At 68.4% G+C, this 25,298-nt stretch carries 20 protein-coding genes; 13 read left to right on the top strand and 7 right to left on the bottom strand.

All coding sequences use genetic code 11. The features are described 5' to 3' along the window. Positions 1-162 precede the first annotated feature (162 nt). The gene (locus OID54_RS24840) at positions 163-840 is read right to left on the bottom strand and encodes a DUF1707 SHOCT-like domain-containing protein (RefSeq protein ID WP_329022910.1); all 678 of its coding nucleotides are present in this window, start codon (positions 838-840) and stop codon (positions 163-165) included. Between the two features lie 193 nt (positions 841-1,033). Here OID54_RS24840 and OID54_RS24835 point away from each other — a divergent pair, with 193 nt between their 5' ends. The 5 genes from OID54_RS24835 to OID54_RS24815 all read left to right on the top strand — a co-directional run bounded on the left by OID54_RS24835 (position 1,034) and on the right by OID54_RS24815 (position 9,578). Then, the gene (locus tag OID54_RS24835) at positions 1,034-2,719 is read left to right on the top strand and encodes a fumarate hydratase (protein WP_329022908.1); all 1,686 of its coding nucleotides are present in this window, start codon (positions 1,034-1,036) and stop codon (positions 2,717-2,719) included. Between the two features lie 304 nt (positions 2,720-3,023). Further along, on the top strand, positions 3,024-4,418 hold the full coding sequence (locus OID54_RS24830; protein WP_329022906.1) for a class II fumarate hydratase: 1,395 nt from the start codon (positions 3,024-3,026) through the stop codon (positions 4,416-4,418). 91 nt (positions 4,419-4,509) lie between these two features. Further along, positions 4,510-5,190 carry a cytidylyl-2-hydroxypropylphosphonate hydrolase gene (gene fomD, locus OID54_RS24825; protein ID WP_329022904.1) on the top strand — a complete coding sequence of 227 codons (681 nt, stop codon included), beginning with the start codon at positions 4,510-4,512 and terminating at the stop codon, positions 5,188-5,190. Positions 5,191-5,824: 634 nt separating this feature from the next. Next, positions 5,825-7,756: a SpoIIE family protein phosphatase gene (locus OID54_RS24820; RefSeq protein WP_329022902.1), complete on the top strand. Its 1,932-nt coding sequence runs from the start codon at positions 5,825-5,827 to the stop codon at positions 7,754-7,756. A 358-nt stretch (positions 7,757-8,114) separates the two neighbouring features. Continuing rightward, the gene (locus OID54_RS24815) at positions 8,115-9,578 is read left to right on the top strand and encodes a catalase (protein WP_329022900.1); all 1,464 of its coding nucleotides are present in this window, start codon (positions 8,115-8,117) and stop codon (positions 9,576-9,578) included. A 64-nt stretch (positions 9,579-9,642) separates the two neighbouring features. Here the strand turns inward: OID54_RS24815 and OID54_RS24810 are convergent, their stop codons facing one another. After that, complete coding sequence (locus OID54_RS24810) at positions 9,643-11,883, bottom strand: transglycosylase domain-containing protein (protein WP_329027762.1); 2,241 nt, start codon at positions 11,881-11,883, stop codon at positions 9,643-9,645. 523 nt (positions 11,884-12,406) lie between these two features. Here OID54_RS24810 and OID54_RS24805 point away from each other — a divergent pair. The 5 genes from OID54_RS24805 to OID54_RS24785 all read left to right on the top strand — a co-directional run bounded on the left by OID54_RS24805 (position 12,407) and on the right by OID54_RS24785 (position 17,346). Beyond that, entirely contained in the window at positions 12,407-13,342 is a 936-nt protein-coding gene (locus OID54_RS24805) for an SPFH domain-containing protein (protein WP_329022898.1), read from the top strand. After that, a complete protein-coding gene (locus OID54_RS24800; protein WP_329022896.1) occupies positions 13,339-13,572 on the top strand; it encodes a hypothetical protein in 234 nt (77 codons plus the stop codon). The genes OID54_RS24805 and OID54_RS24800 overlap by 4 nt, the downstream gene beginning before the upstream one ends. A 78-nt stretch (positions 13,573-13,650) precedes the next feature. After that, positions 13,651-14,175, top strand: coding sequence for a PadR family transcriptional regulator (locus OID54_RS24795; RefSeq protein WP_329022894.1), 525 nt, complete (start codon positions 13,651-13,653; stop codon positions 14,173-14,175). After that, the gene (locus OID54_RS24790; RefSeq protein ID WP_329022892.1) at positions 14,172-14,858 is read left to right on the top strand and encodes an ABC transporter ATP-binding protein; all 687 of its coding nucleotides are present in this window, start codon (positions 14,172-14,174) and stop codon (positions 14,856-14,858) included. Before OID54_RS24795 ends, OID54_RS24790 begins: the two co-directional genes overlap by 4 nt. Before the next feature lie 58 nt (positions 14,859-14,916). Beyond that, positions 14,917-17,346 carry an FtsX-like permease family protein gene (locus OID54_RS24785; RefSeq protein WP_329022891.1) on the top strand — a complete coding sequence of 810 codons (2,430 nt, stop codon included), beginning with the start codon at positions 14,917-14,919 and terminating at the stop codon, positions 17,344-17,346. A 30-nt stretch (positions 17,347-17,376) separates the two neighbouring features. On the opposite strand, the gene OID54_RS24780 is transcribed toward OID54_RS24785, so the two are convergent. Next, positions 17,377-18,318 carry a LysR substrate-binding domain-containing protein gene (locus OID54_RS24780; RefSeq protein WP_329022889.1) on the bottom strand — a complete coding sequence of 314 codons (942 nt, stop codon included), beginning with the start codon at positions 18,316-18,318 and terminating at the stop codon, positions 17,377-17,379. Between the two features lie 150 nt (positions 18,319-18,468). Beyond that, complete coding sequence (locus OID54_RS24775; protein ID WP_329022888.1) at positions 18,469-19,449, bottom strand: GlxA family transcriptional regulator; 981 nt, start codon at positions 19,447-19,449, stop codon at positions 18,469-18,471. A 200-nt stretch (positions 19,450-19,649) separates the two neighbouring features. On the opposite strand from OID54_RS24775, the gene OID54_RS24770 reads away from it, so the two are divergent. Next, on the top strand, positions 19,650-20,066 hold the full coding sequence (locus OID54_RS24770) for a nuclear transport factor 2 family protein (protein ID WP_329022886.1): 417 nt from the start codon (positions 19,650-19,652) through the stop codon (positions 20,064-20,066). 120 nt (positions 20,067-20,186) lie between these two features. On the opposite strand, the gene OID54_RS24765 is transcribed toward OID54_RS24770, so the two are convergent. Then, positions 20,187-21,008: an SDR family NAD(P)-dependent oxidoreductase gene (locus OID54_RS24765; RefSeq protein WP_329022884.1), complete on the bottom strand. Its 822-nt coding sequence runs from the start codon at positions 21,006-21,008 to the stop codon at positions 20,187-20,189. Positions 21,009-21,097: 89 nt separating this feature from the next. Between OID54_RS24765 and OID54_RS24760 the strand changes: the two genes are divergently transcribed. Together OID54_RS24760 and OID54_RS24755 are read left to right on the top strand one after the other, a co-directional pair. Further along, positions 21,098-21,658, top strand: a complete 561-nt coding sequence (locus tag OID54_RS24760) for a TetR/AcrR family transcriptional regulator (RefSeq protein ID WP_329022882.1) — start codon at positions 21,098-21,100, stop codon at positions 21,656-21,658. Positions 21,659-22,153: 495 nt separating this feature from the next. After that, entirely contained in the window at positions 22,154-23,167 is a 1,014-nt protein-coding gene (locus tag OID54_RS24755; RefSeq protein ID WP_329022881.1) for an EcsC family protein, read from the top strand. A gap of 70 nt (positions 23,168-23,237) precedes the next feature. On the opposite strand, the gene OID54_RS24750 is transcribed toward OID54_RS24755, so the two are convergent. Continuing rightward, a complete protein-coding gene (locus tag OID54_RS24750; protein WP_329022879.1) occupies positions 23,238-24,092 on the bottom strand; it encodes a phosphotransferase in 855 nt (284 codons plus the stop codon). A 782-nt stretch (positions 24,093-24,874) separates the two neighbouring features. Next, entirely contained in the window at positions 24,875-25,129 is a 255-nt protein-coding gene (locus OID54_RS24745) for a hypothetical protein (RefSeq protein ID WP_329022877.1), read from the bottom strand. Between the last annotated feature and the right edge of the window lie 169 nt (positions 25,130-25,298).

Here is a 25,298-nt window from a genome sequence, read left to right as displayed (position 1 = left end):
CACGCCTATGCACTGAGTGGCATCGAGTTCCACCTCCGCGGAAGCCCACACAGCCGTTCGCGACCGAAATCCAGCCAGGGGCTTGACACCTGCGGTCAGCCGCTGGGCACAGAGGGATTGCGACCGGGGCGTCACCGTGCAGACGGGACTGCCAGACCCTGCCTAGCCCAGGAACTTCTTCAGGCGGTGCTGGAGGTCGGAGACCCGACGGCCCCGCTTCGCCTTCGCCTCGACATTGCCGAAGACCGAGTATCCGTTGACGACGACCACGGGGGCCTCAGGGTCCGCGGCCTCCAGGCCGCGGACCTCGAAGTTGCCGAAGATGCCACTGCCGTTGCCGCGCAACGTGATGTTCTCGGGCACGCGCACTTCAACATTGCCGAAAATCGATGTTGCATTGATCACTGTCACCCGCTGCTGGAACAACGCCTGCGTGAGGTCGATCTCCACGCTGCCGAACAGGGAGAAGGCGTTGGTGCGACGGCCGACCCGCCAGCGGCCCTTGCGGGTGGAGCTGGAGAACACGGCGATCAGGTTCTCCGTCTCGCCCGTCGGGTCTTCGGGCCCGTAGGAGTAGCCGGCCGCCTCGGAGCCCTTGCGCGTGGTGGGCAGGTCCTGCACCAGCGGCTGGAGTTCACCGACGGTCTTGGCGCGGTAGACCGCGTCGATCCGCTCGGAATGCTCCTCGGCGTCCAACCGCCCTTCGGCCAGGGCGTCCCGGAGGATGTCGGCGATCCGGTCGCGATCCGCGTCGGATGCGCGGATCGCACCGGGCGCGCTCGGGGCAACGCCGCGCTCCGCTGGGACGGCGGGCTTCTGGGGGTGCTTTTCGAGGTCCACGGGACAAGGGTAGCTAAACGCGATAGATCGCGACTAGGGGCAACACCGTTCCGAGGTCGATGAACGGCACTCTGCCAGCGCTTTCTCTACTGAGCCTTACCTCACCAGAAGTCGCGTCGGACCGCGTTCTACGCTGGAGGGCGCGCCGCCGACGGAGGCTGCGTCGCTGCCCGCCGAGTGAGGAATGGCCGCAATGTCTCTAGTCCCCCGCCCATCCAGCCCGGCGTTCGCCTACACCGACCTGCTCCCCCTGGGAGAGGACACCACGTCCTATCGACGGGTGACCGCCGAGGGCGTCTCCACCTTCGAGGCCGACGGACGGACGTTCCTCAAGGTCGAGCCGGAAGCCCTGCGCCGGCTCGCCGCCGAGGCGATGCACGACATTTCACACTATCTGCGGCCGGCGCACCTGGCGCAGCTGCGACGGATCGTGGACGACCCCGAGGCGTCGTCCAACGACAAGTTCGTCGCGCTGGACCTGCTCAAGAACGCCAACATCGCCGCCGCGGGCGTGCTGCCCATGTGCCAGGACACCGGTACGGCGATCGTGATGGGGAAGCGCGGTCAGAACGTCCTGACCGAGGGCCGGGACGAGGAGGCGCTGTCGCTCGGCGTCTTCGACGCGTACACCAAGCTCAATCTGCGCTACTCGCAGATGGCACCGCTGACCATGTGGGAGGAGAAGAACACCGGCTCCAACCTCCCGGCGCAGATCGAGCTCTACGCGAGCGACGGCGGCGCGTACAAGTTCCTCTTCATGGCCAAGGGCGGCGGTTCGGCGAACAAGTCCTTCCTCTACCAGGAGACCAAGGCCGTCCTGAACGAGTCCTCCATGATGAAGTTCCTGGAGGAGAAGATCCGCTCGCTGGGCACGGCCGCGTGTCCCCCGTACCACCTGGCGATCGTGGTCGGCGGTACGTCGGCGGAGTTCGCGCTGAAGACAGCGAAGTACGCCTCCGCGCACTATCTGGACGAACTGCCATCCGAGGGCTCCCCCACCGGGCACGGCTTCCGGGACAAGGAGCTGGAGGAGAAGGTCTTCGAGCTGACGCAGAAGATCGGCATCGGGGCGCAGTTCGGCGGCAAGTACTTCTGCCACGACGTCCGGGTCGTACGACTGCCGCGGCACGGTGCCTCGCTGCCCGTGGCCATCGCGGTGTCCTGTTCGGCGGACCGACAGGCCGTGGCGAAGATCACTGCCGATGGTGTCTTCCTGGAGCAGTTGGAGACCGACCCCGCGCGGTTCCTGCCGGACACCACCGATGATCACCTCGCCGACGCCGACGTCGTGCGCGTCGACCTCAACCGCCCGATGGACGACGTGCTCGCCGAGCTGACGAAGTACCCGGTCAAGACCCGTCTGTCGCTCACCGGCCCGCTGGTGGTCGCCCGTGACATCGCCCACGCGAAGATCAAGGAACGACTGGACGCGGGCGAGGAGATGCCGCAGTACCTGAAGGACCACCCGGTGTACTACGCGGGCCCGGCGAAGACCCCCGAGGGGTACGCATCCGGTTCCTTCGGGCCGACGACCGCGGGCCGGATGGACTCGTACGTGGAGCAGTTCCAGGCCGCGGGCGGCTCGAAGGTGATGCTGGCGAAGGGCAATCGCTCCCGGCAGGTCACCGAGGCGTGCGGCGCGCACGGCGGCTTCTACCTGGGATCGATCGGTGGGCCTGCGGCGCGGCTGGCGCAGGACTGCATCAAGAAGGTCGAGGTCGTCGAGTACGAGGAGTTGGGGATGGAGGCCGTGTGGCGGATCGAGGTGGAGGACTTCCCGGCGTTCATCGTGGTCGACGACAAGGGGAACGACTTCTTCACCGAGCCGGCTCCGGCTCCGACCTTCACGTCGATCCCGGTACGCGGACCGGGTCTTTAGGGTCGGGGTCTCTAGGGTCGTCGGGGTCTATGGGGTCGGGGTCTTCAGGGCCGGGCGGGGTCGCCCCGGCAGGGGCCACGGCCCCGGCCTTCACTACGGGTGCCCCGACGCCCGTCGCGGAACGACCCTGTAGCTCAGCGCGCGCTGTGGGTCGGTCGCGCCCCCGTGTCGGGCGCTCGGGTTTTTGCGCTCGGGTATTTACTGGTCGGTAAACGCAGCGGGGAATAGCCGGAACCGGACAACCGCTCACCTATCCGCGGGGGACCGCGCCCGGCGGGCCCCCAGAGCTGGAGGTACCGTCCCGATGACCGACGCCGCCGACCACCGCATCGAGCGCGATTCCATGGGCGAGGTGCGGGTGCCCGTGGACGCCAAGTGGCGCGCCCAGACCCAGCGGGCACTGGAGAACTTCCCCATCTCGGGGCAGCGGCTGGAGCGCGCGCACATTGAGGCCCTGGCCCGGATCAAGGCGGCTGCCGCCGAGGTCAACGCCGAACTCGGAGTGCTCGACAAGGACATCGCGCGGGCGATCGTGGATGCGGCGGCGGAGGTCGCCGACGGGCGGTGGGACGACCACTTCCCCGTCGATGTCTTCCAGACCGGCTCCGGCACCTCGTCGAACATGAACACCAACGAGGTGCTGGCCACGCTCGCGGGTGAGCGCCTGGGGCGCCCGGTCCACCCGAACGACCATGTGAACGCCTCCCAGTCGTCCAACGACGTCTTCCCCTCCTCCATCCACATCGCGGCCACCGCGGCCGTCACCGCCGATCTGATCCCGGCCCTGGAGCACCTGGCGGCGTCGCTGGAGCGCAAGTCGGTCGAGTTCTCCGAGGTGGTCAAGTCCGGGCGCACGCATCTGATGGACGCCACGCCCGTCACGCTGGGCCAGGAGTTCAGCGGCTATGCGGCACAGGTCCGCTACGGGGTGGAGCGGCTGGTATCGGCGCTGCCGAGGCTGGCCGAACTGCCCCTCGGGGGGACCGCGGTGGGCACCGGCATCAACACCCCGCCCGGGTTCTCCGCGGCCGTGATCGCCGAGGTCGCACGGTCCACGGGGCTTCCGCTGACTGAGGCCCGGGACCACTTCGAGGCGCAGGGCGCCCGGGACGCCCTGGTGGAGACCTCCGGCCAGTTGCGCACGATCGCCGTGTCCCTCACCAAGATCGCCAACGATCTGCGCTGGATGGCCAGCGGCCCACGCACCGGATTGGCCGAAATCAATCTGCCCGATCTCCAGCCGGGTTCTTCGATCATGCCGGGCAAGGTCAATCCGGTGATCCCCGAGGCCGTGTTGATGGTCGCGGCCCAGGTGATCGGCAACGACACCACGGTCACGGTCGCGGGTGCGGCCGGCAATTTCGAACTGAACGTGATGCTGCCGGTGCTGGCCCGCAATCTGCTGGAGTCGGTGCGCCTGCTGGCCAATGCGTCCCGGTTGCTCGCCGACCGCACGGTCGACGGCATCACCGCCAATGTCGAACGGGCCAGGGAGTACGCCGAGTCGTCGCCGTCCGTGGTCACCCCGCTCAACAAGTACATCGGGTACGAGGAGGCGGCGAAGGTCGCCAAGAAGTCGCTCGCGGAGCGCAAGACCATCCGCGAAGTCGTCCTGGAGTCCGGGTACGTGGACCGCGGGGCGCTGACGCTGGAGCAGTTGGACGAGGCGCTCGACGTGTTGCGGATGACCCGGCCCTGAGGGCTGTTCCCAGCCGGCTGGTCGGCCCGCCCGGGCGCGCCGTTGTGAAGATCCGGTACGGACAGGTGTGCCGTACTCCTAAAATCTGCTCATGACAGGCACGGAACGCATTGAACGCTGGAGCCCCGGAGACCACATCCTCTGGCGCTATCGCGGCCATGCCCCGGACCTGGCGGGTCATTACGGGGTGGACATCTGCCGCCCCGTCACCGTCGTCCAGGACACCGCCGATGTGCTGGCCGTGTGGATGGCTCCGGGTACGGAGTGCGTGAAGCCGGTGCTCGTGGACGGCACCCCCGTCCACGAACAGCCGCTCGCCACCCGCTACACGGCTCCGCGCACGGTCAAGCGCGACCACTGGTTTGGCACAGGTGTGCTCAAGTTGGCCCGACCGGGCGAACCCTGGTCGGTCTGGCTGTTCTGGGAGCCGGGCTGGCGGTTCAAGAACTGGTACGTGAACCTGGAGGAGCCGCGGACCCGTTGGGCGGACGGCATCGACTCCGAGGATCACTTCCTGGACATCTGCGTCTATCCCGACCGCAGTTGGCGCTGGGAGGACGAGGACGAGTTCGACCAGGCGCAGCGGGTGGGTCTGATGGAAGCCCAGAAGGCCGTGCAGGTCAGGGCCGCGGGGCTGGCCGCCGTGGAGGTCATCAACGCCTGGGGGGCGCCGTTCTCCGAGGGATGGGAGCACTGGCGTCCCGATCCCGGCTGGCGGGTGCCGGAACTACCGGCCGACTGGGACCGTACGGCCGCCAGGCTGGCCTTTTGACGGTGGCGGGCCGTCGGACTTCGTCGGACGGGCGCAGGGGGCAACCGCGGCCGTGGCGAGCGTCCGCGTACCCCGACCCCGACCACCGCGAGTGCCGTGATGTCCCGAAAAGGACTAAACGATACAGAATCCGCAGAAGTCTCCGAAGACCCACAAGGTTCTCGGGTCCCTCACGTTCCGACGCTCCCGACGGCAGGGCGGAGGTCCGCCCCCTCGCCCTCGGCAGCCGCCCCGCACCGCTCCGGCTGAGTTTGCCGGTGCGGGGTGACTTCAACGGGTGCACCTTGGAGGGGCATGATGGTCCCGCGGGTGTGTCGGTCACCCGTCCCGCAAGATGTCGGACTCCGGTCCCTGAACACACTCCGGCGCATACGAGGCCATGAGACTCTTGATACGCCCCCTGGGGGCAAACGTAGGATCGTCGTCCGCAGGGCTGCATCGTTCGGAACCAACCTGTAACTCTTCGGCGCAGCGCACGACCTGACCGTAAGTCACCAAGTCGCCACAAGTTTCTTCTAGGGGGTGGAGCCGTGCCGGATGCCCGCCACCCTGTCGACGCCACCTGTAGAGCGGGTACACCGCCTCACGAGGCGTTCGCATCGCACACCCGGCCCAGACGGACGGAAGCCCACGCGTGACGGAGCAGCCAACCTCCCACGAAGGCCGCCAGCCCTTGGCTGCGAGGCCCCAGGAACGCACCCGGCCGCGGGCGGATTCGGCCGGTTCACCGGCCGTGCCCGCCCCGGCCGCCCCCTCCGTCGTCCCCGCGCCCAACGGCCCGCCGGCCGATATGCAGGACCTGGCGGCAACCGCGCGGCGCGAGGGTGACCGGCTGCGCTTCACCGGCGCAGCGACCCGCAGGATCGCTCGTGGCATAGACCTCGACGAGATCGTGCTGGGGCTGTGTCGAGCGACAGTGCCCACGTTCTCGGACGCGATCCTGGTCTTCCTCCGCGACCCGCTCCCCGTCGGTGACGAGCGCCCGGTCGCGCCGTTCGTGTTGCGACTGCGGCGAACCGACCGGCTGCGTTTAGCCGAAGACAGCGGTGACTTCAGCACCTCGGCGCTGCTCGCCGGAGTCACCGGCACCTCCTTGTCCGCCTCGTCGCTCACCTCGCCCTCCGTCGACCCGCACACCGATCTCACACCCGCATCAGAGCTGTGCGAGGTGCGGCCCGGTGGTGCGCTGTCGGAGGTGTTGCGCGGGGTGCGGCCCGTCTTCGGCGACTCCGCAGCGGCCCGGGCCGCCCTGCCCGAACTGCTCGGCGCCGACCGGACCGTCCCGAACGGACACCGCGCGATACTCGCCCCGCTGCGTGGACGTCGGCGGGTGATCGGTGCTGCGGTCTTCGTCCGACGCCCCGACCGGCCCGCCTTCGAGCCGAACGATCTGCTGGTCGCAGCGCAACTGGCCACGCACACGGCACTCGGCATCGACAAGGCCGTGCTGTACGGGCGGGAGGCGTACATCGCCGACGAGCTCCAGCGCACGATGCTGCCGGACTCGCTGCCCCAGCCGACCGGGGTGCGTCTCGCGTCCCGCTATCTGCCCGCGGCGGAGACCGCGCGGGTCGGTGGCGACTGGTACGACGCCATCCCGCTGCCCGGCAGTCGGGTGGCACTGGTGGTGGGCGATGTCATGGGGCACTCGATGACATCGGCGGCGATCATGGGTCAGCTGCGGACCACCGCACAGACCCTGGCCGGTCTTGACCTGCCGCCGCAGGAAGTGCTGCACCACCTGGACGAGCAGGCGCAGCGGCTCGGTACGGACCGGATGGCGACCTGCATGTACGCGGTCTACGACCCGGTCTCGCACCGGATCACCATCGCCAACGCCGGCCATCCGCCACCCGTGCTGCTCCATCTGGGTGGCCGGGCCGAAGTGCTGCGGGTTCCGCCCGGGGCGCCGATCGGTGTGGGCGGGGTGGACTTTGAGGCCGTGGAGTTGGACGCACCGGCGGGGGCGACCCTGCTGCTCTACACGGACGGTCTGGTCGAGTCCCGGCTGCGGGACGTGTGGACGGGCATCGAGCAGCTCCGGGAGCGGCTGGCCGCGACCGCCCAGCTGACCGGTCCCGACCATTCGCCGCCGCTGGAAGCGCTCTGCGACGACGTCCTGGACATGCTGGGGCCGGGCGACCGGGACGACGACATCGCGCTGCTCGCAGCCCGTTTCGACGGGATCGCGCCGAGTGATGTCGCCTACTGGTTCCTGGAGCCGGAGGACGCCGCCCCGGGCCGGGCCCGTCGTCTGGCTCGCCGGGCACTGTCCCGCTGGGGGCTGGAGGAGCTCAGCGACGCGGTGGAGCTGCTGGTCAGCGAGGTGGTGACCAATGCCGTGCGCTATGCGGAACGCCCGGTGACCCTGCGGCTGCTCCGGACGGACGTCCTACGCTGCGAGGTCGGCGACGACTCTCCGCAGCTGCCCCGACAGCGTCGGGCACGGGACACGGACGAGGGTGGACGCGGGCTGTTCCTGGTGAACCGACTGGCGCGGCGCTGGGGTGCCACCCGGCTCTCCAGCGGCAAGGTGGTCTGGTTCGAACTGCCGACCCGGGCCTGAGTCGTCCCGTGGTGTCGATCAGGGCCGCATCCCCGGCTGGGGGTGCGGCCCTGATTCGTTGCCAGCGGGCGCCGTGCTCCGTCGCCGGCAACGGTCGTCGTGGCCGTCTTTCACCATCTCGACCGTCGCCGGGTGGCCCGAACGGGCGGTGTGCGCGTACGGCCGTCATCCGATCGGGTTCGGGGCCGGGGTGCGAAGGCGACGAGCGGGCGGTTCCCGGCGTACGCACTGCGCTGACCGGGCGGCGATGACGGGGGCGAATCCCGATAAAAGTTGCCGACGAAGTGTCGGCGGAGTTGACTGGGGCACACGGCCGAAGCGACCACACCCTCATCCCCCATGCCCCGGGAGGACGCTCGTGACCGAGACATCGCCCAAAGCTCCCTACACGACCAACAACGCCGGTATCCCGGTGGAGAGCGACGAGCACTCGCTCACCGTCGGCCCTGCGGGGCCGATCCTGCTCCAGGACCACTATCTGATCGAGAAGATGGCCCAGTTCAATCGGGAGCGGGTCCCCGAACGGGTGGTGCACGCCAAGGGATCGGGAGCGTACGGCTTCTTCGAGGTCACCCATGACGTCAGCCAGTTCACCAAGGCGGACCTCTTCCAACCGGGGAAGCGCACCGACATGCTGGCCCGGTTCTCGACGGTCGCCGGTGAGCTGGGTTCGCCCGACACCTGGCGCGACCCGCGCGGATTCGCGCTGAAGTTCTACACCGAGCACGGCAACTACGACATGGTCGGCAACAACACGCCGGTCTTCTTCGTGCGTGACCCGATCAAGTTCCAGGACTTCATCCGTTCGCAGAAGCGGCACCCGGCGACCGGGCTGCGCAACAACGAGATGCAGTGGGACTTCTGGACGCTCTCGCCTGAGAGCGCCCACCAGGTCACCTGGCTGATGGGTGACCGCGGCATCCCCCGCTCCTACCGGTTCATGAACGGCTACAGCTCGCACACGTATATGTGGGTCAACGCCGGCGGTGAGCGGTTCTGGGTGAAGTACCACTTCAAGACCGACCAGGGCATCGAGTTCCTCACTCAGGACGAGGCCGATGAGCTGGCCGGGCACGACGGGGACAAGCACCGCCGGGACCTGTACGAGGCGATCGAGTCCGGGGACGCTCCGACCTGGAGCCTAAAGGTGCAGATCATGCCCTTCGAGGACGCGCCGGACTACCGGTTCAACCCGTTCGACCTGACGAAGGTGTGGCCGCACGGCGACTACCCCTTGATCGACGTGGGCCGGATGGTGCTGAACAAGAACCCCGATGACTACTTCGTCCACATCGAGCAGGCGGCCTTCGAGCCGTCGAACCTGGTGCCCGGAATCGGCCCGTCACCGGACAAGATGCTGCTCGGACGGCTGTTCTCGTACCCGGACACCCATCGCTACCGGATCGGTCCGAACTACGCGCAACTGCCGCCGAACCGGCCGCACTCCGCGGTGAACTCCTACGCCAAGGACGGTCCGATGCGGTACGTGCCGTCGAACGCCTCGATGCCGTACGCGCCGAACTCCTTCGGCGGGCCGGCCGCGGACGTGGACCGCTTCGGCGATCCGGCGGGCTGGGCGACGGCGGGCGACATGGTCCGCGAGGCGACCAGGCTGCACCGGGAGGACGACGACTGGGGCCAGGCGGGCACCCAGGTCCGTGAGGTGCTCGACGACGCGGCGCGCGACCGGCTGGTGGCGAATGTGTCCGGGCATCTGCTCCAGGGGGTGTCCCGGCCGATCCTGGACCGCGCCTTCCAGTACTGGCGCAACATCGACAAGGGGATCGGCGACCGGATCGCCAACAAGGTGAACGGCGGCTGAGCTCCCTGCCTGAACGACCGTGACGGTGGCACCCGGCTCTCCGGCCGGGTGCCACCGTCATGCCTCATTCGCGGGAGCCGCTGCCCTCGCTGCCCTGGGTGGGCCGGCCGGACCTGCTGGGCCTGGGGTTGGGCTCCGTCGATCGGCTACTGCTGGTCGAGGGCTCGGGTTCCGCCTCGGACCTGCTCGGCGACGGCTTGTCGGACGATGGCTCGGGCTCCGGCTCCGAGCGGCTCGGCGACGGCTCGTCGGACGGCTCGGCCGACTCGCTCGGGGACGGACTCGACTCTTCCGACGGCGAGGGCTCCGGTTCAGGCTCGCTGCGGGCGGGCTCCTTGACCTCCAGGTCGAAGCGGGCGTCCGCGTCCTGGCCGAGCGCCTTGGCCGTGTACTCCTGCCAGATCCGGGCCGGAACGCCACCGCCGCCCGTGCGTCCGGGGCTGATGGTGTCGGTCAGGGTGACCCGGCCGGTGCCGTCCTGCTTCTCGCCGAACAGGGCGACTGCGGTGACGAGCTTGGGCGTGTAGCCAACGAACCAGGCGGCGAAGTTGTTCTCCGCGGTACCGGTCTTGCCTGCGGCGTCGTAATTGCCCTGAGCATTGCGGCCTGAGCCGTTGCGGACGACGTCCTCCATGGCGGAGGTGACGGTGTCGGCGGTGCCCCGGCTGACGACCTGGCGCCCGATCGGGTCCGCCAGGTCCGGCTTGCGCAACTGGTGCTTCGCCGACTTCAGGATGGTCGGTGTGACCTTCTTGCCGTGGTTGTCGAGCGTCGCGTACACCCCGGCCATGTCCCACGTCGACGCGTGCATGGTGCCGAGCGACATCGCGGGGCGCTCGGGCCAGTCCTTGCCGTCCCGCATTCCGAGGTCGAGGGCGGTCCGCTTGGTCTTGTCCGGCCCGACGTCGACGATCATCTGCGCATAGACGGAGTTGATCGAGCTGTTGGTGGCCTTCTGCACGGTGACCGGGCCCCAGTCGCGATCGTCCTCGTTCTCCGGGTTGAAGGGGGTGTCGCTGCCTTCGACGGGACGCTTGCTGGTGCCGTCGTACATGGTGTTGAGGCCGATCGGCTGCTCGTCCTGCGTCTTCGACTCGTTCTCCAGGGCGGAGGCGAGGACCACCGGCTTGAAGGTGGACGCCGGGGTGTAGTCACGGCGGGTGGCGTTGGAGAGCCAGTGCTCGGTGGCACCGACACCGCCGTAGAGCGCGACGACGGCACCGGTCTCGGGGTCGACGGAGGTGGCTCCGGCCTGGACGGTGGCGTCCTTCTTGTCGCCCTTGCGGTCGAGCTTGGCCTCCAACTCCTTCTGGACGGCCTTCTCCAATGCCTTCTGCCGCTTGCTGTCGACGGTGAGCGTGATCGTCCAACCGCCGGCCTTGATGTCCTCTTCGCTGACTCCCTGGCGGGCGAGTTCGGCGTTGGCGGCCTCGACGAGGTAGCCGGTCTGCCCCTCCATGCCGGGGGCTGCCTTCGGCGCCTTGGGCACGGGGAAGGTCAGCCGGTCGCGTTCGGCGGCGTCCAACCAGCCTTCCTCGACCATGTTGTTCAGGGTGTACCGCCAGCGCTCGCTGGCCAGCTTCTTGCCGGTGTCGGAGGCCACCGCCCAGTCGTACTGGCTGGGCGCCTGAAGCAGCGCGGCCAGATACGCGCCCTGTGCGAGGGTCAGTTTTCCGGCGTCGACGCCGTAGTACGCCTGGGCTGCGGCCTGGATTCCGTAGGCGCCCCGCCCGTAATAGCTGGTGTTGATGTACCCGGCGAGGATCTCGTCCTTGCTTCTCTTCTGGTCGACCTTGAGCGAGATCACCAGTTCCTTGAGCTTGCGGGTGAGCGTCTGGTCCTGGTCCAGGTAGTAGTTCTTGACGTACTGCTGGGTGATCGTGGAGCCACCCTGCTTGCCGCGGCCGGTCAAGGTGCTGACGAGTCCGCGGGTGGTGCCCTTGAGGTCGATCCCGTGGTCCTTGTGGAACGACTTGTTCTCCGCCGCGACAAAGGTGTAGCGCACGTCCTCGGGGATCTTCTCCAGCCCGATGATCTCGCGGTTGACCTTGCCGGTACGGGTCAGGATCTTGCCGTCGCTGTACTTGTAGACGTTGCTCTGCATCTCCGCGTGGGCGTTGGCGGTGGGCACCGGGACCAACAGGTAGACGACGAAGAAGGCGCCCGCGAGGAGCACGACGAGTCCCAGGAAGGTGCCCAGGACCTTCTTCCAGGTGAAGAAGCGTCGTATGCCCCGGGGCGCGGCGGCCCTTCTGGACTGGCGGGCGCCGGTTTCCCGCGCCCGTCGGGCTTCCGCTCGGCCCATCGCTCGTCCGCTCCGCTCTCGCTCGCTGTCGTCGGCGCCGGTCGGTCCGGCGGTGAACCGCTTCCGCCCGTGGGTCCGTCCGCCGGTGCCTGCCCGGAGGCTGGTCACCGGGTTCGTGCGGTGTCGATGCCTGGCGGTTGCCCGCGTTCCGCAGCACGAACCGCTTCGGATGCGTACCGCCCTGACGGCTGAATCCGGTTCTGGAAAATGCCGCCCGCAGGGGCTCGACCGCATGCAGGAAGCAGCTCAGAAAACTAGCACCGGCCGCTGTGACAAAGGTTTACCGATCCGGACTTTACGGACGTGACAAACAGCACCCCGTCCACTGGAACCGACTCCCGAGGGGTGTGCAGGGTTGCCCCGTTGGGTTAATGTGTAATCACTTAGCTAGCTGGAGCACATCACTCAGCGGATCCTTCCTGAAGAGACCGCTGCTCAGGGAGGGACCACTGAGGCGATGGCTCCGACCGTGACCGCCAGGTGGGGGCCGCGGCCGATCGGACAACGGACGACGGGGGAACCCATGAATGCCACGACCGCTCCACACATCGACGACGTACCGCAGATGCCCGCGCCACGCGTGCGCGAGTTCGCCGCCCACAGCATCGGCGGCGGCCTCGCACTCCTGCTGGGTCTGCTCGGCCTGGCCCTGGGCGTCCTCACCATCGTGTTCGGCGCCATGACCGGCAGCCCCGCGGTGATCGCGACCCTGGTCATCGTCGGCAGCCTGATCACCTTCGGGGCGTTCCTCGCGATGTGCGGTCTGAACATGGTCGCGCCCGGCGAGGCCAGGGTCGTCCAACTCTTCGGCCGCTACCGCGGCACCATCCGCACCGACGGGCTGCGTTGGGTCAATCCGCTCACCTCCCGCGCGAAGATCTCCACCCGGGTGCGCAACCACGAGACCGCGGTGATGAAGGTCAACGACGCCTACGGCAACCCGATCGAGTTGGCCGCCGTCGTCGTGTGGAAGGTCGAGGACACCGCACAGGCACTGTTCGAGGTGGACGACTTCCTGGAGTTCGTCTCCACGCAGACCGAGGCCGCCGTGCGCCACATCGCCATCGAATACCCCTACGACGCCCACGACGAAGACGGTCTCTCCCTGCGGGGCAACGCCGAGGAGATCACGGAGAAGCTCGCCGTGGAACTGCGCGCCCGGGTCGAGGCAGCGGGTGTGCACATTGTCGAGTCCCGCTTCACCCATCTCGCATACGCTCCCGAGATCGCCTCCGCGATGCTCCAGCGCCAGCAGGCGGGCGCCGTGGTCGCAGCGCGCCGGCTGATCGTGGACGGTGCCGTGGGCATGGTGGAAGAGGCGATCAACCGAATCGGCGAGCGGGACATCGTGGAACTTGACTCGGAACGGAAGGCGGCGATGGTGTCCAATCTGCTGGTGGTGCTGTGCGGGGACCGCTCGGCCCAGCCGGTCCTCAACACGGGCACTCTGTACCAGTGACGCCCCCGGCCGAGCGCAAACAGGTACTACTGCGGCTGGACCCGGTGGTCTACGACGCGCTGGCCCGGTGGGCGTCCGACGAACTGCGCAGTGCCAATGCGCAGATCGAGTACCTGCTACGACGTGCACTGTCTGAGGCAGGTCGACTGCCGGGGGGTGTGGGCCCCATCCCCCGGCGGGGCCGTCCACCGAAGCAGACGCCTCCCCCGGAAGCTCCGACGCACGAGTGAGCACGCGCCCGAGCCGGTGAACGCCGGTTCGGGCGCTCATATGCGAGGGCGCCGTACTCACCACGTACAGTGCTGGACATGTCGATAGGTCACACCCTCCTCGCGCTCCTGGAATCCGGGCCGCGCCACGGTTACGACCTCAAGCGCGCCTTCGACGAAAAGTTCGGGCAGGACCGTCCTCTGCACTACGGGCAGGTCTACTCGACGATGTCGCGGCTGCTCAAGAACGGGCTGGTCGAAGTCGACGGCATGGAGGCCGGCGGAGGGCCGGAGCGCAAGCGCTACGCCATCACCGAAGCCGGGATCACCGATGTGTCCCTCTGGCTCACCCAGCCGGAGAAGCCGGAGCCCTACCTCCAGTCCACTCTGTACACCAAGGTCGTCATCGCCCTGCTCACCGGCCGGAGCGCCGCGGCCCTGCTGGACACCCAGCGCGCCGAGCACCTACGGCTGATGCGCGTGCTCACCGACCGCAAGCGGCACGGCGACCTGGCGGACCAACTGATCTGCGATCACGCGCTGTTCCATCTCGAAGCCGATCTGCGCTGGCTGGAGCTGACCTCCACCCGGCTGGACCGGCTCGCTGCGGAGGTCGGCGCATGATCCCCGAGGGATCCCTCCTGGTCGCCGAGGACATCCACAAGTCCTACGCCCACACCCCGGCGCTGGCCGGTGCCTCCTTCTCCATCCACCCCGGCGAGGTGGTGGCGGTGCTGGGCCCGTCCGGCTCGGGGAAGTCGACGCTGTTGCACTGTCTCGCGGGGATCGTCCCGCCGGACGCCGGCAAGATCCGCTACGCCGGACAGGACCTGTGCGCGCTCTCAGACGCCGAGCGCAGCGCCCTGCGACGTACCGAATTCGGGTTCGTCTTCCAGTTCGGGCAACTCGTCCCGGAGTTGAGCTGTACGGAGAACGTGGCCCTGCCGCTGCGGCTGGCCGGGGTCCGTCGCAAGGCGGCCGAGGCGACCGCCGCGGAGTGGCTGGAGCGTCTGGAGGTCGCGGACGTGGGCGCCAAGCGGCCCGGGGAGATCTCCGGTGGGCAGGGGCAACGCGTGGCCGTCGCCCGTGCCCTGGTGACCTCGCCGCGGGTTGTGTTCGCCGACGAGCCGACCGGAGCCCTGGATTCCTACAGCGGTGAGCGGGTCATGGAGTTGCTGACCGAGGCGGCGCGGTCCACGAACGCCGCCGTCGTCCTTGTCACCCACGAGACCCGGGTGGCCGCCTACTCGGACCGGGAGATCGTCGTCCGCGACGGCAGGACCCGGGACCCCGACCACACCCTGTGACACTCCGCCGCCCGAAGCTCCCCACCCCCACAGATCACATGATCCGGACCCCCACGCAATGATCCTCACGGAAGAGCGCAGCGACCGCGCCCCCGCTCGGTACCACCGCCCCGGTCGTATCCGGAGTTGGCTTCGGGACCTGGCGTACGGCCTGCGCTTCGGGGCCTTCGGCGGGCGCGAGGGGTGGTTGCGCAACGCTTTGACCGCCGCGGGTGTCGGACTCGGCGTCGCACTGCTGCTGATCGCGGCGTCGGTGCCGCAGATCATGGACAACCGGGATCGACGGGCCGAGGCCCGTACCCCGTCCGGGGCCATGGTCGTAGACCCCGTGACGTCGGCAGCGTCGGGGGCGTCGGGGGCGTCCACGCCAAAGTCAACGGCCACGGCCACGGCCACATCGATGGTTTGGGCCGATGCGTCGACCGAGTACCGCGAAGAGGTCGTCGAGGGCGTGCTCCTGCGCGCGGAGGGCGCGCGGCCGACGCTTCCTCCCGGCATCGGGGAACTGCCCGGGCCCGGCGAGATGTTGGTCTCCCCCGCCCTCCGGGAACTGCTCGCGTCCGACGAGGGACGGCTGCTGGCCCACCGGTTGGACCACCGGGTGATCGGCACCATCGGGGACACGGGACTCCTCGACCCCGGCGAGCTCTTCTTCTACGCGGGAAGTTCCAGCCTGGCGCCGGGCGACGGGGCCGAAAGGACCGACGGCTGGGGCGGCCCGACGGCGGAGTCCCTGCCCTACGATCCGCTCCTCGTGGTCGTGATCACGCTCGCCTGCGTTGTGCTGTTGGTGCCGGTGGCCGTGTTCATCGCCACCGCCGTGCGGTTCGGTGGCGATCGACGCGATCGAAGGCTGGCCGCACTACGCCTGGTGGGAGCCGACGCACCCACCACCCGAAGGATCGCCGCGGGCGAGGCCCTGTTCGGCTCGGTGCTGGGGGTGCTCTGCGGCGTCGCCCTGTTCGCACTGGTCCGGCAGTTCGCCGGATGGATACGCATCTGGGAGCTGAGCGCCTTCCCATCGGACGTGGTGCCGCTGCCTGAACTCACCGCGGCGCTGCTGGTGTCCGTACCCGCCGCCTCGATCCTGGTCACCCTGGTCGCACTGCGTTCGGTGGTGATCGAACCGCTCGGTGTGGTGCGCCGTTCCACCCCACCGCGCCGCCGGTTCTGGTGGCGCCCGTTGCTGCCGGCCGTGGGGCTGTTGCTGCTGCTCAACGTAGACGGCGTCGGTGACGTCGAATCGCCCCGGGTGGTCGATCCGCTCCCCATCGCCCTGGGCTCGATCCTGATGCTCCTCGGTGTGGCCGCCCTGCTGCCGTGGCTGGTCGAGGCCGTGGTGGGGCGGATGCGGGGCGGTCCGCTCCCTTGGCAACTGGCGACCCGCAGACTCCAGCTGAGCAGCGGCCCGCCGACCCGCGCGGTGAGCGGGATCATGGTCGCGGTGGCGGGGGCGATCGCCCTCCAGATGCTGTTCGCCGGAATGCACGACGAGTTCAACAGGACGCTGAGCAAGAATCCCGGCTGGAACCAGCTCAATGTCTCATCGGACCTTCCCAGCCGGCCGCTGGCGGACCGCATGGCCCGGGAACTGGAGCGGACCGAGGGGGTCCGGAAGGTGATCACCACCGTTCGGGCGGCGGTGCAGCACCCCGAGGGGAACACGGTGACCTCGCTGACCATGGGCAACTGCGCCACGTTGCAGCAGTTGGCCACGATCGATTCCTGCGCGGACGGGGACACCTTCGTCATCCACAGCGCCCACAGCCGCGAGCAGAACAAATGGGTGGACGTCACCGCCAGGAAGGGAACGGCCCTGCTCCTGAGCGACGGCGAGGGCAAACGCTCACCCCTGTGGACCCTGCCGCGCGACACACGGACCGTCGTCGCCAAGGACCCTGAGGACTGGGAGACCATCGGCGTCTTCGCCACCTTCGGCGCACTGGACGTCGCACTGCTGCCCAGCGGTACGACGACGGCCCAGGTGAGCCTGGACGGGGGCCTCCCCGACGCCCGGGAACACGTCCGCAACACGGCAGCGGCCATCGACCCCGCGATGCGGATCTGGTCGATCCGGATGATCGAGCGCGATGCCCGGTACGAGAGCCTCCAGACCGGCCTGCTCGCAGCCGCCACCGCCACCCTGGGACTGATCGCCGCCTCGATGCTGGTGTCCCAGCTCGAACAGCTCACGGAACGGCGACGGCTGCTGGCATCGCTGGTCGCCTTCGGCACCCGCCGTACGACCCTGGCCTGGTCGGTGCTGTGGCAGACGGCGGTGCCGGTGGTACTGGGTACCGCGGTGGCCATCGCCGGCGGCCTGGCGCTGGGGGCCGCCATGCTGGCCCTGACCGGCAAGGAGGTCACCCGCTGGTGGCTGTTCCTCCCCGTGGCCGGGGTGGGGGCCGCGGTCATCCTGCTCGTGACACTGCTCAGCCTGCCGCCGCTGTGGCGGATGATGCGTCCGGACGGCCTGCGCACGGAGTGACCGCGGGCGGCGGCTCGCTCCGTGCGCGCCTCAGGATGCGATCCGTACCGGCAGTGGGCGCAGCGCCTCACGCAGTGCCCCGGCGAACTCGGCGAACTCGGCGTGCCGTGCGGCTCCGGGGCGGGCGACCAGGGCGATCCTGCGGGTGGGAGCGGGCTCGGCGAAGGACGCGGTCTTGAGCCCGCCGCGACCGGCTTCGACCTCGACGGCCGTACGGGGAAGCAGGGTGACCCCGAGGCCGCCGGCCACCAGTTGGACCAGGGTGGAGAGCCCGGCAGCCGTGGTGGTCACCGAGGCGTCGTCGCCCCGGCCCGCTTCCCGGCAGATGTCGAGGGCCTGACCGCGCAGACAGTGCCCCTCGTCGAGGAGGAGCATCGGCAGTTCTCTGAGCGCCCCCGGCGCTATGTCCGGACGGCCGCCGAGTGGATGGCTTTCGGGGGTGACCAGGACGAAGTCCTCGTCGAAGAGCGGGAACTCCGCCAGTCCTGGCAGCCCCAGCGGCAGCGCGAGGAGCAGGAGGTCGAGCCGTCCCGCGGTCAGTCCGTCCAGCAGCGAGGCGGTCTGCTCCTCGTGGACCTGGAGCTCCAGATCCGGATAGGCGTCCTGGACCAGGCGCAGGACCGTCGGCAGCAGATAGGGCGCGACGGTGGGGATCACCCCCAGCCGCAGTACGCCGGTGAAGGGCGCCCGTGCCGCCTCGGCCTCCTCCATCAGCGCACCGACGGCCCGTAGGACGGCATGGGCCCGGGCGGCGAGCCGCTCGCCCGCAGGGGAGAGCAGCACCTTGCGGGTCGTACGCTCGACCAGCTGCACCCCGAGGGCGTCCTCCAGGGCGGAGACGGCACCGGAAAGGGCGGGCTGGCTCATGCCGATGGCCGCGGCGGCATCCCGGAAGTGCAGATGCTCGGCGACGGCGGCGAAGGCACGCAACTGGGTGAGGCTGGGCTGCTTGCCCCGGTTCACTACGCCCACTGATCAGCCCTTTCGATCATTCCCCAGGAGTTTAATCGACTTCTCGACATCGCTTTCCCACTCCCCTCCCCTTGATCCACATCGGGCGAACATGCCCCACCGGCCACGCGGCGGTCCCGTGGGCAAAACAGAGCGACGAATTGCCCGCCGCTAGCGGGCCGACCCGGCTGCGGGCGCAGGACGGAAGGTGCGGCGGTATGCCTGAGGTGTGACGCCGATGGCGGCATGAAGGTGCTGGCGCAGGGAGACACCGGTGCCGAACCCAGCACGGTCGGCGACCAGGTCGACGGGCCAGTCGGTGCTCTCCAGCAGGTGCCGGGCGAGATCGACCCGCTGACGGATGAGCCATCGACCGGGGCTGGTGCCGACCTCGTCACGGAAACGGCGGGTGAAGGTACGCACACTGACGCCTGCATGGACGGCCATGTCGACCAAGGCGATGGGTTCGGAGAGTCGTTCCATGACCCACGCCTGTGTGGGGGCGGTGCCGGGTGCGGTGGGGTCGGGGACGGGGCGCCGGATGTACTGGGCCTGGCCGCCGTCGCGCCAAGGCGGTACGACGCAGGAGCGGGCGACCTCATTGGCGATATCGCTGCCGTGGTCACGGCGGACGATGTGCAGGCATAGATCGATTCCTGCGGCCACCCCCGCCGAGGTGAGGATTTCACCGTCGTCGACGAAGAGGACGTCGGGGTCGATGCGCACGGTGGTGAACATGCGCTGGAGACGGTCGGCTTCGCGCCAGTGCGTGGTGGCGGGGCGGCCGTCGAGCAGTCCCGCGGCGGCCAGTACATAGGTGCCGGTGCAGATCGCCACGATCCGGGCGCCCGGACGAATGGCGGCCAGGGCCTCGCGCAGGGCGTCGGGCAGCCGGCCCTCCTCACGGATGGGGCCCAGCGCGTGGGAGGGCGGGATGACGACGGTGTCGACGGTGGCCAGCAGGGATGCGTCGTGGGAGACGGTGAGTTGGTAGTCGGCCTCTGCACGGACGGGCCGGCCGTCCAAGCTGCACGTGGTCACGGAGTAGAGCCGCTTGCCCGTGCTGTCGCGGGCGGCGCCGAAGATCCGCGCGGGGATTCCGAGTTCAAAGGGGACCACGCCATCCAGGGCCAGAACGCCAACGCGGTGCATGACCCGATCCTTTCACTCCTTGACCATCGGGCCACTACTGGGGCGCTCTCCGCCCGGGCAGTCTGGGGACACACCCGAGGGAACTCGCACAAATCCCAAGAAACTCCCGCGGCACAGCCTCACCGCCGACTCCACCCATCACCCATCACCCATCACCCATCACCCATCACCCATCACCCATCACCCAGAACGGAACCACCATGAGCACCAGCACCGCCCCGACCAGCACCCGTGATGTCGTCGACGCATTCTTCGCGCGCTTCGGCGAAGGCGACGTGCCCGCCCTGCTGGACCTCTTCGACGACGGCGTCGACTTCCAGGTCGCCGGCGCCCCCAACATCCCGTGGGCCGGCAGCCGCACCAGCAAGGACGACATCGCCGCGTTCTTCGCCTCCTTCGGACAGCATCTGACTCCCGCCGAGGAGTACGTCGTCGCTACCACCGTCGTCGACGGCAACCACGCCGTGGTCATCGGCCACAACCGCTTCGGAGTCCTGGCCACCGGCAAGTCCTTCACCAACCACTTCGCCCTCCACATCACCGCGGCCGACGGCAAGATCACCGGCTACCGCATGCACGAGGACAGTCACGCCATCAGCGAAGCCTTCACCTCCTAGATGAGTGCTTCCGCCCTGCCCCTGCCTCCTTGGTCACCTACGGGCGGGGACTCGGGCTCGTAGATGATCGGCGGTGGTTCCGTCGGGCTTCCGTCCGACGGCAGCCGTAGCCCCGAGCCGTCACAGGCCCTCCTCGACCGCCGCAGCCAGCCGTACGGCGTCCGTCCCGTCCTGGCGGCCGACGTTGAGGGCGCGCTCGGTTGCGCCGCGGTAGGCGGCTCGTCCCGGGCTCGGATCATCGATGATGCGGATGATCGGGCCTACCGCGGCTTCCGGGCGCTGGCCCAGTAGGCGCCCGAGGACGGCGGCGGTGATGCGCATGACCCCTCCGACCTCGCCCGCGAAGCTGGAACGCACCAGCCGGGCCGGGCCCCAGGTGATGTAGGCGAGGTTGGGAATGCCGTCGGCGGCGAGGACCCCGAGGAGTTCGTTGGCGCGACGCTGCTGGGCATTGGAGCGTCTGAAGGTGAACTCATGGACCATCTCCAGGTCCTCGAAGTTCACCGCATCCACTCGCGCACCCGGGACGGCGGTGTTCACGATCACCGGCCGTTCGGCGACACGAAGCAGCGGAGCGAGTCCGGTGACGAAGAGGTACTTGCTGAGGAAGAACAGCGCCCAGGACGCCTCATGTCCTTCGGTCGTGGTCTGCCTGCGCTGCCGGATGAAGGAGGCGGCCAGCACCAGGGAGTCGATGCGCTCATGGTGCGCCAGGAGGTGATCGACCACCCGCCGGCTGTCGGCGACCAGGGACAGGTCAGCTGGGACGAACTCAGCCCGCGCCGCTGCCGACGGATCCACGCAGGACACGGCCGTCACCAGCGCATCGAACTTGCTGCGGCTCCTTCCGATCACCGTGACGCGCTCCCCGGCCGCGAGGTAGTGGCGGGCCAGGGCCGCGCCCATACCGTCGGTGCCTCCTGTGATCACCATCGTGTGCATCGCGCCCACTCCCCTCCGTAACGGAACATGTGTTCCGAATCAAGATAGCATCAAACGGAACACGTGTTCCGAATCGCTATAGTGGAGGGATGTCACAGGATCGCAAGCAGCGCCGAGACGCCGCAGCCAACAGGGAACGCATCCTCACCGCGGCGGGCGAGGCGTTCCGACGGTCCGGCATGGCCGTTGACATGCGGGCCGTCGCCACGGCGGCCGGCGTCGGCATCGGGACCCTCTACCGGCACTTCCCCACCCGCGAACACCTCGTGCAGGCCGTGACCGGGACCGATCTCGCCGCACTCGCACGGGCCCCCCTGCCAACGGGGTCTTCCGCAGTGGACGGCCTCCGCGAGTTCTTCACCGCCACGATCACCGGCCTGGTCGCCAACCAGGCGATGATCGATGTACTGGCAGGCGGATCGCCGTCGGATGCAGACCTCCAGCGCTGCCTGGCGCATCTCACCAAGATCGGCCAAGAGGCCGTTGACCGCTCCCAAGGCGATCGGACCCTTGCTCGCGATGTGACAGCGGACGACATCGCCTATCAACTCCTCGGACTCATCCGCATCGCGCAGTTGCTGCCCGACGATGAGCCAGCCGCTATCGCCCACCAGGTAGAACTCGCGCTCCGCGCGCTCGCCGCACACTGACCGCTCCCGTACGCCGGTGTGCGAACCGCTCACGAGGCCAGCTCCCAGTTGATGTGACGCCGTGCTCTCCAGCCGGGTCCGAACCAGATACAGCTGGCCCTGGGCAGAGTTCTTCCGCATCCAGATCCGCGGGGAAATGCATCTGGTCTCGGCGGGCGGATCCCAGCGCGGGCAGCCGCCGTCCTGACGTTGGGTGTGTGGGCAGACAGCTCGCGGACGCCCGGCAGATGAACGTGGGGGCTCGTCGCCAGGCGCCCCCAACCACCCTGGTCGACGGGTACAGAGATCTCAACAAGGCCAAAGCCCTGCCCCAACCTCCCAAAAGAGGCCAGAATCATGGATCCTGACCGCTACTTCGCGGCAGAGATGAGTTGCCAACCCACAGGTGCGCGGCGCAGTCGGCTCTGGACATCGCCACCCTCACCGCGGTGTCACCCGTGTGTTGGCTGGTAAGGCATCGCGCACCAGCAGCAACGGTCACCATGGAGAACCTCGATGAGCTCTTACACCGCCCCACTCGCCCTCGGTGCAGTCCCGATGAGTGCGTACGACAAGCAGGTGTGGGACACCCTCAACGAACACTGGCAGCGCCGCAACAACCGCCGTGGTCTGCCGAACTGGGCGAGCACTGCACTCGGTCGCACCGGTGAAGTTGCGGGGATGGCCGCGAGACGGGTGAAGGACGCCGTGCCGGAGACGGTCACGGAACCGATCCGTCGCGCAGGCGACGCGGTCGCCGACAAGGCCATGCGCCCGGCGCTCGCAGGCGCGGCGGCGCTGCTCGAACTGGTCAACGACTGGGCGATGGACCTCAACGACCCGAAGAACGTCGAGAAGCTCGCCCGCAAACGAGGAGTCGAACTCGACAGCTTCACCGAACTGCGACAGCAGGACCTCAAGGTCTGCGACCGGCTGCTGACCTCCAACACCCTCAGATGGCGGACCGCCGGCGCGTTCGAGGGTGGCGCCATGGGCCTGCTGGCGATGGTTCCCGTCGCCGGGATACCCGTCGCGATGACGGCGGACATCCTCGTCGTCCAGGTCCTGAGCACATCGATCGCAACGCGCGTCGCGTACTCCTACGGCTACGACGCCAAAGACCCCGACGAGCAGTTGTTCATCCAGCGCCTGGTACGCCGGTCCTTCATGGCCCAGGCGGCAAAGGCCGAGCCGTTGCGTGATACCGCACGGGCGGCGAATGCGATCAAGGGGCGCATAAGGTGGTCCGACAAGCTTCGCCAGGACCATCGTCTGCTGGCCGCCCTGGAGAAGTTGATGCAGCAGTTGGGCCCGGCCGGCTCCAGGGTGCCGGTGCAGAACGTCGCCAAGGTGGTCCCGTTCGTGGGTGTCCTCATCGGTGCCGGTATGAATGCCGCGATCCTCGGCAGGGTGGCCGCCGACGCCCAGCGGTACTGCCAGACCCGATTCCTGTGCGACAAGTACGGGCTACCACTGCCGGCCGCACTGACCACCGACCAGGACGACGACCTCCAGACCGACGCCACGTAGATGATGGCCGTTGAAGGCCACGATGTCGCCGCTGCGGGTCCCACCTTGGGGCGGGCACCCGTAGCGCCGACTACGACCGGTCGATCCGATGCGACGCCAATGGAACGCCCTGCAAGGAGCCGGAACCCAACGACCATTCATGGGGAAAGCCCAGGAGCCGCGTAAAGCGCTCGTTTCGTTCCTTCGCGTCGGCCTCCCCCACCTGGTCCGTCCACTGCCGGCACGAGGCGGCCACGAACGCCTCCACGGCTCTCGGGTCCGCCTGTCGCCAACTGGTGAAGTTCGACAGCCACTTGAGGGCATCCCCCGGAGGGCACCCGTACGTCATCAACCAGGTCGCCATGTACACGGGGTCCACCCATGCCGGCCCGAGGGCCGCCCTCGCCCAGTCCACGAAGTGGGCTCGTCGGGGTGTGACGAGCACGTTGTGAGGGTTGGAATCCATGTGGAGCAGACACGACCCCGTCAGCAGCTCGGCCTCTGCGGGAGAAAGGAACCCCTTGAACTTCCCGGCAAGGCTTTCCACAGGTGTCCTCAGGTTGCGGAGAGTCCCCATTCGCCGAAGTGTGAGCGTGATGGACGGCAGGTCCTCCGTACCAGGGGTGAAGTCCGCGTGGCGCCCGTCGATGTAGGCGAAGGCGAGGCAGTACCACCCCGCGGCCTCAACCTGGAAGTTGATGGGCGGGCAGACTCCGGTCAGGATGCCATTGATCTCCTGTTCGAACTTGAGACCCGCGAGCCCGGGCCCATCGGTGAGCCGCACCCCCTTGAGGAACAGGGATTCCCGTTCCGTACGGAGCTTCAGCGCAGCGGTGCAGTGCAGGCCCTCGGGAACGACGTGAGCAGAAGTGACCTCCCCCGCTCGTGCCGTGATTGCCGCGCGTAGGTCTGAGGGCAACTCGTCCCAGCGGACTCTTTCCATCATGATCACTCCCATGAGCGAGGAAGGGCACCCGTCCCGACACCCCTCCCCTCCTGACTATCGCTGAGTTGCGCCACACTTCGCACAGCGCCGTTCGCCACTCCACGGCACCCAGCGGTGTTCACAGTCGTCCGCATCAGTCACCCAAGACTTCATGCTGAGTCTTCCGTTCGTTTCATGTTTCGCGGATTCCCCAGGTGCACTCCTCGGGGAGCGATGACTAGGGTCTTGTAGGTCCGCGCCCTCACCACCTGCAACGGCATGGTGGGGGCGTCGAGACGTACGTACCTCTTGGCGAGAGGGAGGTCATCTCCGCAGAAGGGAGAGTGACGCTCCAAGACGTGTTCAGGTGTAGGTGTGGGCCACGGCTTCGCCCAGACCCCCAGCTCCGCCTGAATCCGTTGGGTTCGGGGAATGCCGTGTCGGCGTTGTGTTCGGTCCAGGAGGTCCAGCACACGCACAACGGCACGGCGAATGACATCACGCATTCGTGGTTCGCTTCCTCAGCGGTTGTACGCCGTTCCCAACCAAGGCGATGTAGATGCGCCTCACGGGGACACCCGCGCGCTCGTTCCATGCGCCGTACGACAGGGACCCTCAGCCCTGCCGTACGGCGCCTTCACCGCTCTCAGGATGTGCAGTCCTGAGCAGCGGGAGTCTCGGGGATGATCAGAAGACCCGCTGGAGCAGGGCCCACAGAAGGCAGGCCGGTGGCGGAACCACCAGGAGCCAGCAAGCCCAGGAGTGCCAAAGCCGGCGCAGGCCACTGACCAGGGTGCAGTGACTCACTGACCTCTGCTCCGGGCGTTGACCTGGGACAGTTCATCTGACATAGCGTCAGACTGCCGGGCCGGCACCAGGTACTCGGGTTCCACCTCCCACTCCACTCCCCCCTTGAGGGGGCGGAGGTAGCAGAAGGGCTCCACATGCCCCATCACCCGACCCACGCGGCTCGTACGGGTGTCACGCACCACGTCGCCTTCCCTGGGCACATAGCTCTCCCCTGGGGGTTCAAAGCCTTGAGCGGTACGGTGGGTCATGTCGACGCTCCTCAAGCGTTGTCCACACCCCCGGACCGTTCGCGCGGTCGCGGGGGCCTCTTGCGTCTGTGCTGCATTCCGTGCTCGCTCTAGGCAACAGCTTGACTACGCTCGGGGGTACCTTTGGATCGGAGCCCAGGGGTAAAAGTGGTAAATGGGCTATGGGTGC

The sequence above is a fragment of the Streptomyces sp. NBC_00690 genome, assembly GCF_036226685.1.
In the GTDB taxonomy this organism is placed as follows: Bacteria; Actinomycetota; Actinomycetes; order Streptomycetales; family Streptomycetaceae; genus Streptomyces.
This window is presented reverse-complemented; position numbering and strand designations above follow the sequence as displayed.

Excerpts from the sequence above, each read along its gene's own strand:
- OID54_RS24760 (WP_329022882.1), top strand. The coding sequence starts at position 21,098 with ATGTCACAGGATCGCAAGCAGCGCCGAGACGCCGCAGCCAACAGGGAA.
- OID54_RS24810 (WP_329027762.1), bottom strand. The coding sequence starts at position 11,883 with ATGGGCCGAGCGGAAGCCCGACGGGCGCGGGAAACCGGCGCCCGCCAG.
- OID54_RS24750 (WP_329022879.1), bottom strand. The coding sequence starts at position 24,092 with ATGATGGAAAGAGTCCGCTGGGACGAGTTGCCCTCAGACCTACGCGCG.
- OID54_RS24830 (WP_329022906.1), top strand. The coding sequence starts at position 3,024 with ATGACCGACGCCGCCGACCACCGCATCGAGCGCGATTCCATGGGCGAG.
- fomD (WP_329022904.1), top strand. The coding sequence starts at position 4,510 with ATGACAGGCACGGAACGCATTGAACGCTGGAGCCCCGGAGACCACATC.
- OID54_RS24755 (WP_329022881.1), top strand. The coding sequence starts at position 22,154 with ATGAGCTCTTACACCGCCCCACTCGCCCTCGGTGCAGTCCCGATGAGT.
- OID54_RS24765 (WP_329022884.1), bottom strand. The coding sequence starts at position 21,008 with ATGCACACGATGGTGATCACAGGAGGCACCGACGGTATGGGCGCGGCC.
- OID54_RS24790 (WP_329022892.1), top strand. The coding sequence starts at position 14,172 with ATGATCCCCGAGGGATCCCTCCTGGTCGCCGAGGACATCCACAAGTCC.
- OID54_RS24770 (WP_329022886.1), top strand. The coding sequence starts at position 19,650 with ATGAGCACCAGCACCGCCCCGACCAGCACCCGTGATGTCGTCGACGCA.
- OID54_RS24795 (WP_329022894.1), top strand. The coding sequence starts at position 13,651 with ATGTCGATAGGTCACACCCTCCTCGCGCTCCTGGAATCCGGGCCGCGC.
- OID54_RS24835 (WP_329022908.1), top strand. The coding sequence starts at position 1,034 with ATGTCTCTAGTCCCCCGCCCATCCAGCCCGGCGTTCGCCTACACCGAC.
- OID54_RS24805 (WP_329022898.1), top strand. The coding sequence starts at position 12,407 with ATGAATGCCACGACCGCTCCACACATCGACGACGTACCGCAGATGCCC.
- OID54_RS24745 (WP_329022877.1), bottom strand. The coding sequence starts at position 25,129 with ATGACCCACCGTACCGCTCAAGGCTTTGAACCCCCAGGGGAGAGCTAT.
- OID54_RS24785 (WP_329022891.1), top strand. The coding sequence starts at position 14,917 with ATGATCCTCACGGAAGAGCGCAGCGACCGCGCCCCCGCTCGGTACCAC.
- OID54_RS24775 (WP_329022888.1), bottom strand. The coding sequence starts at position 19,449 with ATGCACCGCGTTGGCGTTCTGGCCCTGGATGGCGTGGTCCCCTTTGAA.